This is a genomic window from Enterobacter sp. 3U4 (genome assembly GCF_057224565.1).
In genome coordinates, this window is record NZ_CP136665.1 from 221210 (window position 1) to 234082 (window position 12873).

A 12873-nucleotide genomic window follows, 5' to 3' on the forward strand; every position below is an offset into this window, starting at 1 on the left:
AATAAAGAGATGTTGGCGTGTCCAGCACGCAGTTTGTTAATGATGTAGCCGTGATAAAGAGGTCGTAATGCCAGGCAGCACCTTGTTTAAAGCGTTTGTTTTGTTTATTGCCCTTTGGGCGCCCGTCACTCACGCAGATTCCGGTTGGCAACCCGTTCAGGAAACTATCCGTAAGAGCGAAAAAGATACCCGTCAATATCAGGCTATTCGTCTTGATAACGGGATGACTGTGCTGCTGGTTTCCGATCCGCAGGCGGTGAAATCCCTGTCGGCATTAGTGGTGCCGGTTGGGTCGCTGGAAGATCCTGACGCTCATCCTGGGCTTGCACACTATCTGGAACATATGACGCTGATGGGGTCAAAAAAATACCCGCAGCCAGATAGCCTGTCTGAATTTCTGAAGATGCATGGCGGCAGCCACAATGCCAGTACGGCGCCGTACCGCACGGCCTTTTATCTCGAAGTCGAAAATGATGCGCTGGAAGGGGCGGTCGATCGCCTTGCTGATTCCATCGCCGCGCCTTTGCTGGATAAAAAATACGCCGATCGTGAACGCAATGCGGTGAATGCCGAGCTGACCATGGCCCGCACGCGAGACGGTATGCGCATGGCGCAGGTCAGCGCTGAAACCATCAACCCTGCGCACCCGGGCTCGCGCTTCTCCGGCGGTAATCTGGAAACCTTGAGCGACAAACCCAACAGCCCGGTGCTGGATGCTCTGCATGCGTTTCGCGATAAATACTACTCCGCCAACCTGATGAAAGCGGTCATCTACAGCAATAAACCGTTGCCAGAGCTGGCGGGCATGGCGGCTAAAACGTTTGGCCGGGTGCCGAATAAAAATATCGACCTGCCGCAGATAGACGTACCGGTTGTCACGGACGCGCAAAAAGGCATCGTGATCCACTACGTTCCTGCCATGCCTCGTAAAGTCCTGCGCGTGGAATTCCGCATTGATAACAATACCGCACAGTTTCGCAGTAAAACCGATGAGCTGGTGACCTACCTGATAGGTAACCGTAGCCCGGGCACGCTGTCTGACTGGCTGCAAAAACAGGGGCTGGTGGAAGGTATTCGCGCCGATTCCGATCCGGTTGTGAACGGCAATAGCGGCGTGCTGGCGATCTCCGCGACGCTGACCGACAAAGGACAGGCCAACCGCGATGAGGTCGTGGCGGCTATCTTTAGCTACCTCGCTTTACTGCGCGAGAAAGGCGTCGATAAGCGCTATTTTGATGAACTTGCGCACGTGCTGGATCTCGATTTCCGCTACCCGTCCATCACCCGCGACATGGACTATGTGGAGTGGCTGGCGGATACCATGATCCGCGTGCCGGTGGAACATACTCTCGACGCGGTGAATATTGCCGACCGGTACGATGCCGGGGCGGTAAAAGCCCGCCTGGCGATGATGACGCCGGAGAATGCCCGCATCTGGTACATCAGCCCGAACGAACCGCATAACAAGACGGCCTATTTTGTCGATGCTCCTTATCAGGTAGATAAAATCAGCGCTCAGACCTTCGCCGACTGGCAGAAAAAGGCCGGGGAGATTGCTTTGAAGCTGCCGGAGCTGAACCCCTATATTCCGGATGACTTCTCGCTGACCAAAACGACTAAAGATTACCCGCATCCCGAACTTATCATTGATGAGCCGACGCTGCGCGTGGTGTATACCCCAAGCCGCTATTTCGCCAGCGAGCCAAAGGCCGATGTGAGCGTGGTGCTGCGTAACCCGAAAGCGATGAACAGTGCCAAAAATCAGGTGATGTTCGCGCTCAATGACTATCTCGCCGGTATCGCGCTCGATCAGCTCAGCAACCAGGCGGCCGTGGGCGGCATCAGCTTCTCCACCAACGCCAACAACGGTTTGATGCTCAATGCAAACGGCTATACCCAGCGTTTGCCTCAGCTGTTCCAGGCCCTGCTGGAAGGGTATTTCAGCTACACGCCGACGGAAGAGCAGCTTGAGCAGGCTAAATCCTGGTATGCGCAGATGATGGATTCTGCCGATAAGGGCAAGGCTTACGATCTGGCGCTTATGCCAGCGCAAATGCTGTCGCAGGTTCCTTATTTCCAGCGTGAGGATCGCCGCGCGCTGCTGCCTTCCATCTCCTTAAAAGACGTGCTGGCGTACCGCGATGCGCTGAAAAGCAACACGCGTCCGGAGTTCCTGATCGTCGGCAACATGAGTGAGGAGCAGGCCAAAACCCTGGCGGAGAATGTTCGCACTCAGCTCGGCTCTAAAGGCGACGAGTGGTGCCGCAACCAGGACGTGCTGGTTGAGAAAAAACAGAATGTGATTTTTGAAAAGGCGGGCAACAGCACGGATTCCGCGCTGGCCGCGGTATTTGTGCCAACGGGCTATGATGAATTCGCCAGCTCAGCGCAGAGCGCCGTGCTGGGGCAAATTATTCAGCCGTGGTTCTATAACCAGTTACGCACAGAGGAGCAGCTTGGCTACGCGGTATTTGCCTTCTCCATGAACGTAGGCCGACAGTGGGGGCTTGGCTTCCTGCTGCAAAGCAGCGATAAACAGCCGGCGTATCTCTGGCAGCGTTACCAGGCCTTCTTCCCGCAGGTGGAAGCAAAACTGCGCGCCATGAAGCCGGAAGAATTTGCTCAGATCCAGCAGGCCGTCATCGCGCAGGTGATGCAGCCGCCGCAAACGCTGGGTGAAGAAGCCTCGCAGCTGAGCAAAGATTTCGATCGCGGTAATCTGAAATTTGATTCGCGTGATAAAGTAGTGGCCGAGATAAAACAGCTGACGCCGCAGAAGGTTGCCGACTTCTTCCATCAGGCGGTCATTAAGCCGCAGGGAATCACCATCCTGTCTCAGGTTTCCGGTAGCCAGAACGGGAAAACGGAGTACGTGAACCCGAAAGGCTGGAAAGTCTGGAAAAGCGTCAGCGCGCTGCAGCAATCTATGCCCTGGAGTAAGAAAGAATGACCGATACCGCTGAGTCCCTTGATCCCTTACGTTTACCTCTGCAGGGTGAACGATTGATTGAAGCCTCAGCGGGAACGGGAAAAACCTTCACCATCGCCGCCCTCTATCTGCGTCTGCTGCTGGGGCTTGGCGGCAACGCTGCTTTTCCACGCCCCTTAAGCGTGGAAGAGCTGCTGGTGGTGACCTTCACCGAGGCCGCTACCGCTGAGCTGCGGGGCCGTATTCGCACCAATATCCACGAGCTGCGCATCGCCTGTCTGCGTCAGAGCACGGATAATCCCCTCTACGCGAGCCTTCTGGAAGAGATTGCCGATAAGCAACAGGCCGCCCAGTGGCTGCTGCTCGCTGAACGGCAGATGGACGAAGCGTCCGTCTTTACCATTCACGGTTTTTGCCAGCGCATGCTGAGCCTGAATGCGTTCGAGTCCGGTATGCTGTTCGAACAGCAGCTCATTGAAGATGAATCCGTGCTTCGCTATCAGGCCTGCGCGGATTTCTGGCGTCGCCATTGTTACCCGTTACCGCGCGATATCGCTGAAGCGGTACATGCGTTGTGGAAAGGCCCGGAGGCGCTGCTGCGCGCGATCGATCGTTATCTGCAGGGGGAAGCGCCGGTCATCAAATCCCCGCCGCCGGCAGATGAAACCCTGGCCTCACGGCATGAAAAAATCATCGCGCAGGTTGCCGATATCAAGCAAAAATGGATGGAGTCAGTCGGCGAGATTGACGCCATCATCGAAAACTCCGGGATTGACCGACGCAAGTTTAACCGCGGCAATCAGGGAAAATGGATCGACAAGATCAGCGCCTGGGCGCAGGAAGAGACGCGAGGCTACCAGCTCCCGGACGCGCTGGAGAAATTCTCCCAACGTTTCCTGGCTGAGCGGACCAAAGCCGACGGCATTGTGCCTGAGCATCCCCTGTTTGTGGCGATTGAAACCCTGCTGGCGGAGCCCCTCACGCTCAACGATCTGATGATCGCCCGCGCCATGACCGAAATTCGTGAAGCCGTGGCGCGCGAGAAACGCCGCCGGGGGGAATTGGGTTTCGACGATATGCTGAGCCGCCTTGATGCGGCGCTGTGCAGTGAAAACGGCGAAGCGCTTGCCGCCGCGATTCGCACCCGTTTCCCGGTGGCGATGATTGACGAATTTCAGGACACTGACCCTCAGCAGTACCGCATTTTTCGCCGTATCTGGCGCCAGCAGCCCGACACCGCGCTGCTGTTAATTGGCGATCCGAAACAGGCCATCTACGCCTTCCGCGGTGCGGATATTTTCACCTATATGAAAGCCCGCAGCGAGGTTGACGCGCACTACACGCTCGATACCAACTGGCGCTCCTCTCCCGGCATGGTGGAAAGCGTCAACGCGCTGTTTAGCCGCATGGATACGGCGTTTATGTTCCGGGAGATCCCGTTTCAGCCGGTAAAATTTGCCCCGAAAAATGCCTCGTTGCGCTTCGAGTTTAACGGAGTGACGCAGCCTGCCATGAACTTCTGGCTGCTGGATGGGGAAGGGTGCGGCGTTGCCGACTATCAAAATGCCATGGCCCAGCACTGTGCCGCGCAAATCCGTGACTGGCTCAGCGCGGGGGCGCGCGGTGACGCGCTGCTGTGGAAGGGAGATAAACCCACTCCGGTAAAGGCATCAGACATTACGGTACTGGTGCGTAGCCGTCAGGAGGCCTCGCTCATCCGCGACGCCCTGACGTTACTGAATATTCCCTCCGTCTATCTCTCGAACCGCGACAGCGTCTTTGAAACGCTGGAAGCGCAGGAGATGCTATGGCTGCTGCAGGCCGTGCTGGCCCCGGAGCGGGAAAGCACGCTGCGAAGCGCATTAGCCAGCGCGATGCTCGGGCTGAACGCGCGTGATATTGATGCGCTCAACAATGACGAAGCCGCATGGGATGCCGTGGTAGAAGAGTTTGTTCGCTACCGCGAAAAATGGCAGAAGCGCGGGGTCATGGCGATGGTGCGTGAACTTATGGCACAGCGCCACATTGCGGAGAATATGCTGGCGACAGCAGGAGGCGAGCGTCGGTTGACCGATATTTTACATATCAGCGAGCTGTTGCAGGAAGCGGGTACGCAGCTGGAGAGCGAGCACGCCCTGGTGCGCTGGCTGGCGCAGCAGATTGCCGATCCGAACAGCAATTCGTCCAGCCAGCAGATGCGCCTCGAGAGTGATAAGCATCTGGTGCAGATCGTCACCATTCACAAATCGAAAGGCCTGGAATATCCGCTGGTCTGGCTGCCGTTTATCGCCAATTACCGAGCGCAGGATCAGGCCTTTTACCACGATCGCGAGTCGTTTGAGGCGGTGCTCGATCTCAGCAACGCGGAGTCCAGCGTTGAGCTGGCGGAGGCCGAGCGTCTGGCGGAAGATTTACGCCTGCTCTACGTGGCGCTGACCCGCTCGGTGTGGCACTGCAGCCTGGGCGTTGCGCCTCTGTTCCGGCGTCGGGGTGAAAAGAGCGGGGAGAGCGATTTTCATCTTAGCGCGCTGGGACGGCTTATTCAGCAGGGTGAACCCAAAGACGCGGCGGGCCTGCGCCAGTGCATCGAATCCCTTTGCACTGAGCATGTTGCCCTGCATATTCCTTCTCTGCCCGACAAAAGCCGCTGGCACATGCCGGAGCCGCACGAGTCAGATCTCCATGCCCGTCAGGTGGTACGTACGATTGCCGACGACTGGCGCGTTACCAGCTACTCCGGCTTACAGCAGCACGGGCAGAGTATTGCGCAGGATCTGATGCCAAAACTGGACGTGGATGCCGCAGGCGCCGGTAGCGTACCCGTTGAGCCGGTGCTGACGCCGCACCAGTTTCCGCGCGGCGCCTCGCCCGGCACGTTTTTGCACAGCCTGTTTGAAGAGCTGGATTTTACCCAGCCGGTTTCCGATGAGTGGGTGCTAAAGATGTTACAGAGCGGCGGCTACGACGCACAGTGGCAGCCGGTTCTCACCGACTGGATCCGTGCGGTTCTGCACGCGCCGCTCACTGCGCAGGGGATCTCGCTTAGCCAGTTGACTGCCAAAGATAAGCAGGTGGAGATGGAGTTTTACCTCCCTATCGCCAGCCCGCTCAGGGCCGAGGCGCTTGATGCGCTGATCCGCGAGTACGATCCGTTATCCGCCGGGTGCCCTCCGCTGAACTTCCGCCAGGTGCAGGGGATGCTCAAAGGCTTTATCGACCTCGTTTTCCGTCACGAAGGGCGCTACTACCTGCTGGATTACAAATCGAACTGGCTGGGCGAAGACAGCACAGCCTATACCCAACAGGCGATGGCATCGGCTATGCAAATGCATCGCTACGATCTGCAGTACCAGCTTTACACCCTGGCGCTGCACCGCTACCTGCGCCATCGTATTGCCGATTATCGCTACGACGCGCATTTTGGCGGCGTGATTTACCTGTTCCTGCGCGGCGTGGACGCCGACGACCCGCGTTCCGGCGTCTTTAGTACGCGTCCGGCTGCGGAACTGATTGAAAAAATGGATAACCTGTTTGCTACAGGCACGGAGGAGGTGGCATGACGATGCAGGGGCTACTGCTTGACGCGGTTGAACAACGATTACTGCGCCACCTGGATGTGCAGTTCGCCATGATGGTGGCAGGCGAGGAGCCTGCCGTCATGCTTGCCGCCGCCATTCTGAGCAAAGACGCGGGGGAAGGGCACGTATGTCTGCCGCTGTCGCGTCTGGCGGTGGATGAGAAGATGCCTCCGGCTTTACAGGCGTGTTTCGCGCTGCTGGGAGACGCAGTGGACTGGCAGGGGATATTACTCAGCTCGCCTGCCGTGAGCGGAGCCGATACCGGCACGCCGATGATCCTTGTCGGCGAGCGTTTGTATCTTAACCGGCTGTGGCGTAACGAACTGACGGTGGCGCGCTTTTTCAGCGAGACCAACGCCCCGCTTCCCTGCGATGAAGTAAAGCTCCGGCAAACGCTGGATGCGCTGTTTACCTCTGACGACGCGACAGACTGGCAGAAAGTGGCGGCAGCCGTGGCCTTAACGCGACGGATCTCGGTGATTTCTGGCGGTCCGGGCACCGGAAAAACGACCACCGTGGCAAAACTGCTTGCTGCGCTGATTCAGCTATCTGGTGAGCAAAAGTGCCGTATTCGCCTGGCGGCTCCCACCGGTAAAGCGGCGGCGCGTCTGACGGAGTCGTTAGGCGGCGCGCTGCAAAAGCTGCCGCTAACCGGGGATCAGCTTGCGCTTTTCCCTAATGAAGCCAGCACGCTGCACCGTTTGCTTGGCGCACAGCCCGGTAGCCAGCGTCTGCGCTACCATGCCGGTAACCCGCTGCACCTGGATGTGCTGGTGGTGGATGAAGCGTCGATGATTGACCTGACGATGATGTCGCGTTTGATCGATGCGCTACCGCCGCACGCGCGCGTCATTTTCCTCGGCGATCGTGACCAGCTTGCCTCCGTGGAGGCGGGAGCCGTACTGGGCGATATCTGCACCTATGCCAGTCTGGGATATACCGCAGAACGCGCTCAGGAGCTAGCCCGTCTCACAGGATGTACGCTCACCTCTGAAAGCCACTCGCTTGCGGGCGCGCTGCGCGACAGCCTGTGTCTGCTGCAAAAAAGCTATCGTTTCGGCAGCGACTCCGGCATCGGCCAGCTTGCGGCGGCAGTTAACCGGGGTGACCGGCGCACCACCACTGCTGTATTTGACGGAACCTATACGGATATTGAGAAAAAATCGCTGCAAAGCGGGGAAGAGTATCAGGCGATGCTTGATGACGCCCTGCAGGGGTACCAGCGCTTTCTGACGGGCGTACAGCAGCAAAGTACGCCGGAGCAGGTCATTGCCGCGTTTGGCGAATACCAGTTGCTCTGTGCGCTGAGGGAAGGCCCCTTTGGCGTCCGGGGTCTGAACGACAGGCTGGAACAGCTGCTGGCGCAAAAACGCAAAATTAACCGTACCCCGCACTCGCGCTGGTATGAAGGGCGACCGGTGATGATCTCCCGCAACGACAGCGCGCTGGGGCTCTTTAACGGGGATATCGGGATTGCGCTCGACTGCGGCCAGGGCCTGCGCGTCTGGTTCCAGATGCCGGACGGCAGCGTGAAGTCCTTCCAGCCCAGCCGTTTGCCCGAGCATGAAACCGCCTGGGCGATGACGGTGCATAAATCTCAGGGATCCGAATTTAACCACGCGGCGCTGATCCTGCCCACGCAGCTTTCCCCCGTCATTACCCGCGAGCTAATCTATACCGCCATCACGCGCGCGCGTCAGCGTCTGTCGCTGTATGCCGATGAGCGGGTGCTGGTGCAGGCGATCGCCACCCGCACGGAACGCCGAAGCGGGCTGGGCGCGATATTTGAATCCCTCTGAACGAAAGCCCTCGCCGGACGGTGAGGGCGTCGTATTATCCCAGGTCAGCCATCAGCACCTTTGAACGACGCTGATAGTTGTACATCTCTTTCTTCGTTTCCGGCAGCGAATCGATATCCACCGGCGTGAACCCGCGCTCCTGGAACCAGTGAATACTGCGCGTCGTCAGGACGAACAGCTTACTCAGGCCCATCTGGCGCGCCTGTGCCGCCACGCGCTCAAGCAGCATTTCGCCGCGTGAAGAGCTTCGGTAATCAGGATGCACCGCCACGCAGGCCATTTCACCGATCTTCTCTTCCGGGAACGGATAGAGCGCGGCACAGGCGATGGTCAGGTTATCACGCTGAATAATGGTGAATTTGTCGATCTCCATCTCCAGCTGTTCGCGTGAGCGACGCACCAGAATACCCTGCTGTTCCAGCGGGCGAATCAGCTCCAGAATACCGCCGATGTCGTTGATGGTGGCGCGGCGGATCTGCTCCGCACTCTCCATCACAATCTGCGTACCAATACCGTCGCGGGAGAAAAGCTCCTGCAGCAGGGCCCCGTCTTCCTGATAGCTGATCAGGTGGCTGCGTCGCACGCCGCTGCGGCAGGCCTTCACGGCGCCACGCAGGAAGCGGACGGTGCCGGAGTGGTAATCGCCTTCGGCTTCCAGCGCCTCCACGCGGGCCTGGGCTTCATTCGGGAAGAGTTCCGGCACGATCGTACCTTCATCGTTCACGACGCCCTGGGACGAGCAAAACCCAATCATTTTTTCCGCCTTCAGCTTGATCGCCAGCTGCGTGGCGATCTCTTCTGAGGTGAGGTTAAAGCTTTCGCCGGTCACGGAAACGGCGACCGGGCCCATCAGCACGATGGCGCCGCTGTCCAGCTGGCGGTGAATGGCTTCTTCATCAATACGACGAATGCGGCCGCTGTGGCAGTAATCCACGCCATCGTCCACGCCGAGCGGCTGGGCAATGATGAAGTTGCCGCTCACGACGTTGATATGCGCGCCCTGCAGCGGCGTGTTGTTCAGGCTCATGGACAGGCGAGCGGTAATATCCAGCTGCAGCAGACCTGCCGCCTGTTTCACCAGCTCAAGGGTTTTGGCATCCGTGACGCGAGTATGCTTGTGGTAAATCGGCTCGTGGTGGTGAGCGGCCAGGTTGGCGTCTATCTGCGGGCGCGCGCCATAGACCACCACCAGGCGGATCCCCAGGCTGTGCAGCAGGCCAATGTCATTGACGATGCTGGAAAAATTTTCATGCTCAATGGCTTCGCCGCCAAGCATGATGACAAACGTTTTTCCCCGATGGGCGTTGATATAGGGAACAGAATGGCGGAATCCCTGGACCAGTTCGGTTCTACGTTCCTTCACCATGGCACAACCCTTAATGAATGTTTATTCGTAATTTCTGTATTTTTATTCGATTGTGGGCGCGTGTGCAAGCGCAAATTTTCCGCGACCCACAGAAATTGGTAAGTAATCCGTGCGTTAGCGTATGATTGTTTACCCTTTTATAGATGACAGTTTATGCGTCATTCGTTAAAGTTTTCGGTCAATCTGGACATTTTGTATATCAGTCAGTGTTCTTGCTCGGGAGAAGCATGTCGGGATCCAATTCAGCAATAAGCCGCCGCCGTTTGTTAAAAGGGGCCGGGGCAATGTGGTTGCTTAGCGTCAGTCAGGTCGGTCTTGCCGCCACCAGTCAGGTCGTGGCGGTGCGCGTCTGGCCGTCGTCGACCTATACGCGCGTGACGGTCGAATCCAATCGCGTGTTGAAATATAAGCAATTTGCCCTCAGCAACCCGGAACGTGTGGTGGTGGATCTCGAAGGCGTTAATCTCAACTCCGTGCTGAAAGGAATGGCGGCGCAGATCCGCGGCGACGATCCGTTTATTAAATCGGCGCGCGTCGGGCAGTTCGATCCGCAAACCGTGCGCATGGTGTTTGAACTGAAGCAGAACGTGAAGCCGCAGCTGTTTGCCCTGGCGCCTGTTGCGACCTTCAAAGAGCGTCTGGTGATGGATCTCTACCCGGCCAACGCGACGGATATTCAGGATCCGCTTCTTGCCCTGCTGGAAGATTACAATAAAGGCGATCTGCAGCGTCAGGTTCCCCCTGCGCAAAGCGGTCCGCAGCCGGGGAAAGCAGGGCGCGATCGTCCGATTGTGATCATGCTCGATCCAGGCCACGGCGGCGAAGACTCCGGCGCGGTGGGAAAATACCGCACGCGTGAAAAAGACGTGGTGCTGCAAATTGCGCGCCGTCTGAAGGCCTTAATCGATAAAGAAGGCAATATGCGCGCCTATATGACGCGTAATGAAGACGTCTTCATTCCGCTGAAGGTCCGGGTGGCGAAAGCGCAGAAGCAGCGCGCCGATTTGTTCGTGTCGATTCATGCGGATGCGTTTACCAGCCGTCAGCCAAGCGGCTCGTCAGTGTTTGCGCTCTCAACCAAAGGCGCGACCAGTACCGCCGCGAGATACCTTGCGGACACCCAGAACGCCTCTGACCTGATTGGTGGCGTGAGCAAAAGCGGCGATCGCTATGTTGACCACACTATGTTCGATATGGTGCAGTCGCTGACCATTAACGACAGCCTGAAGTTTGGTAAAGCGGTGCTGGGCAAGCTGGGCAACATCAATAAGCTGCATAAAAACAGCGTTGAACAGGCCGGGTTTGCGGTACTCAAGGCGCCGGACATCCCGTCCATTCTGGTAGAAACCGCGTTCATCAGTAACGTGGAAGAGGAGCGTAAGCTCAAGACGGCAAAATTCCAGCAGGAGGTTGCGGAGTCGATTCTGGCGGGGATACGGGCGTATTTCTCTGACGGGGCGACGCTGGCGCGGCGCGGGTAAATCTTTCAGCCGGGTTCACGCCCGGCAAATTCACAAACGACAGATACAAAAAAACACCCTTAAGGGTGTTTATTGTTTTAGAAGTGTTGGTTGCGGGGGCCGGATTTGAACCGACGACCTTCGGGTTATGAGCCCGACGAGCTACCAGGCTGCTCCACCCCGCGTCCGTCTTTCTACTCGTGTAGAAACTTACTTCTTCAAATTTGATTGGTTGCGGGGGCCGGATTTGAACCGACGACCTTCGGGTTATGAGCCCGACGAGCTACCAGGCTGCTCCACCCCGCGTCCGTCTTTCTACAGTCGTAGAAGATACTTCATCAAATTTTAATTGGTTGCGGGGGCCGGATTTGAACCGACGACCTTCGGGTTATGAGCCCGACGAGCTACCAGGCTGCTCCACCCCGCGTCCGTGGATGCGCACTATACTCGGATAGGTTTGTGATGCAACCCCTTTTTGACATTTATCATGATTTTGTATGCAAATTGAACGACATGGCGTTGTTTGGACTATTTTTTGCGCAAAATTTGCCAAAGGGCATGCGATCGCATTTCATTAGCCCTGGCGGTTTGTTATCTTCATCACGCGGAAATGGGCAACTTAAAGACGAGATATAATGAAAGGACGTTGGGCGAAGTATCTGATGGCGGGCGCAATGGTAGCGATTCTTGCGGCCTGTTCTTCCAAACCGACCGATCGCGGTCAACAGTATAAAGACGGGAAGTTATCCCAGCCTTTCTCTTTAGTTAATCAGCCTGATGCGGTTGGCGCACCGATTAATGCCGGTGATTTCTCCGAGCAGGTCTACCAGATCCGCAACGCCTCGCCGCGTCTGTATGGCACCCAGAGTAGCGTGTATAACGCAGTCCAGGACTGGCTGAAAGCAGGTGGCGATACGCGCAACATGCGCCAGTTTGGTATCGACGCCTGGCAGATGGAAGGGGCCGATAACTACGGCAACGTTCAGTTTACCGGCTATTACACCCCGGTTATCCAGGCACGACACTCGCGTCAGGGCGAGTTCCAGTATCCTATCTACCGTATGCCGCCAAAACGCGGTCGTCTGCCGTCTCGTGCTGAGATCTACGCCGGTGCGCTGAGCGAAAACTACGTTCTGGCCTACAGCAACTCCCTGATGGATAACTTCATCATGGACGTTCAGGGCAGCGGCTACATTGATTTTGGCGACGGTTCACCGCTTAACTTCTTCAGCTATTCCGGTAAAAACGGCCACGCCTATCGCAGTATTGGCAAGGTGCTGATCGACCGCGGCGAAGTGAAGAAAGAAGATATGTCGATGCAGGCGATCCGCGAGTGGGGCGAGAAACACAGCGAAGCCGAGGTGCGCGAGCTGCTGGAGCAGAACCCGTCGTTCGTCTTTTTCAAACCGCAAAACTTCGCGCCGGTGAAAGGGGCGAGTGCGGTACCGCTGATTGGCCGCGCGTCGGTAGCATCGGATCGTTCGATTATTCCTGCTGGCACCACGCTGCTGGCTGAAGTTCCTCTGCTGGACCATAACGGCAAGTTCAACGGCCAGTATGAGCTGCGTCTGATGGTGGCGCTGGACGTCGGCGGGGCGATTAAAGGCCAGCACTTCGACATCTATCAGGGTATTGGCCCTGATGCAGGCCATCGCGCGGGCTGGTATAACCACTACGGACGCGTGTGGGTACTTAAGGCGGCGCCGGGCGCTGGAAACGTATTCAGCGGCTGATTGTGGTA

At 57.5% G+C, this 12873-nt stretch carries 6 protein-coding genes and 3 tRNA genes; 5 read left to right on the forward strand and 4 right to left on the reverse strand.

The features are described from left to right. The first annotated feature begins 67 nt into the window (after positions 1-67). From ptrA to recD, 3 genes are read left to right on the forward strand one after another with little or no spacing between them, the layout of a single operon-like run. Entirely contained in the window at positions 68-2950 is a 2883-nt protein-coding gene (gene ptrA / locus RVY89_RS01110) for a pitrilysin (RefSeq protein ID WP_484826653.1), read from the forward strand. Next, positions 2947-6489, forward strand: a complete 3543-nt coding sequence (gene recB, locus RVY89_RS01115; protein ID WP_484826654.1) for an exodeoxyribonuclease V subunit beta — start codon at positions 2947-2949, stop codon at positions 6487-6489. Before ptrA ends, recB begins: the two co-directional genes overlap by 4 nt. Beyond that, positions 6486-8306, forward strand: coding sequence for an exodeoxyribonuclease V subunit alpha (gene recD, locus RVY89_RS01120; protein ID WP_484826655.1), 1821 nt, complete (start codon positions 6486-6488; stop codon positions 8304-8306). Before recB ends, recD begins: the two co-directional genes overlap by 4 nt. A 34-nt stretch (positions 8307-8340) precedes the next feature. On the opposite strand, the gene argA is transcribed toward recD, so the two are convergent. After that, positions 8341-9672 (reverse strand): amino-acid N-acetyltransferase, encoded by a 1332-nt coding sequence (gene argA, locus RVY89_RS01125; protein WP_008499655.1) that lies wholly within the window; start codon positions 9670-9672, stop codon positions 8341-8343. A 227-nt stretch (positions 9673-9899) separates the two neighbouring features. Here argA and amiC point away from each other — a divergent pair, with 227 nt between their 5' ends. Continuing rightward, positions 9900-11153 carry an N-acetylmuramoyl-L-alanine amidase AmiC gene (amiC, locus tag RVY89_RS01130; protein ID WP_021242006.1) on the forward strand — a complete coding sequence of 418 codons (1254 nt, stop codon included), beginning with the start codon at positions 9900-9902 and terminating at the stop codon, positions 11151-11153. Between the two features lie 87 nt (positions 11154-11240). On the opposite strand, the gene RVY89_RS01135 is transcribed toward amiC, so the two are convergent. The 3 genes from RVY89_RS01135 to RVY89_RS01145 all read right to left on the reverse strand — a co-directional run bounded on the left by RVY89_RS01135 (position 11241) and on the right by RVY89_RS01145 (position 11559). Then, positions 11241-11317, reverse strand: a tRNA-Met gene (locus tag RVY89_RS01135). Positions 11318-11361: 44 nt separating this feature from the next. Beyond that, positions 11362-11438, reverse strand: a tRNA-Met gene (locus RVY89_RS01140). Between the two features lie 44 nt (positions 11439-11482). After that, positions 11483-11559 (reverse strand) — tRNA-Met (locus RVY89_RS01145). Between the two features lie 208 nt (positions 11560-11767). Here RVY89_RS01145 and mltA point away from each other — a divergent pair. Next, positions 11768-12865: a murein transglycosylase A gene (mltA, locus tag RVY89_RS01150; protein ID WP_213328667.1), complete on the forward strand. Its 1098-nt coding sequence runs from the start codon at positions 11768-11770 to the stop codon at positions 12863-12865. The last annotated feature ends 8 nt before the right edge of the window (positions 12866-12873 follow it).

Coding starts and splice junctions, on each gene's coding strand:
- recB (WP_484826654.1), top strand. CDS start 2,947: ATGACCGATACCGCTGAGTCCCTTGATCCCTTACGTTTACCTCTGCAG.
- mltA (WP_213328667.1), top strand. CDS start 11,768: ATGAAAGGACGTTGGGCGAAGTATCTGATGGCGGGCGCAATGGTAGCG.
- recD (WP_484826655.1), top strand. CDS start 6,486: ATGACGATGCAGGGGCTACTGCTTGACGCGGTTGAACAACGATTACTG.
- amiC (WP_021242006.1), top strand. CDS start 9,900: ATGTCGGGATCCAATTCAGCAATAAGCCGCCGCCGTTTGTTAAAAGGG.
- ptrA (WP_484826653.1), top strand. CDS start 68: ATGCCAGGCAGCACCTTGTTTAAAGCGTTTGTTTTGTTTATTGCCCTT.
- argA (WP_008499655.1), bottom strand. CDS start 9,672: ATGGTGAAGGAACGTAGAACCGAACTGGTCCAGGGATTCCGCCATTCT.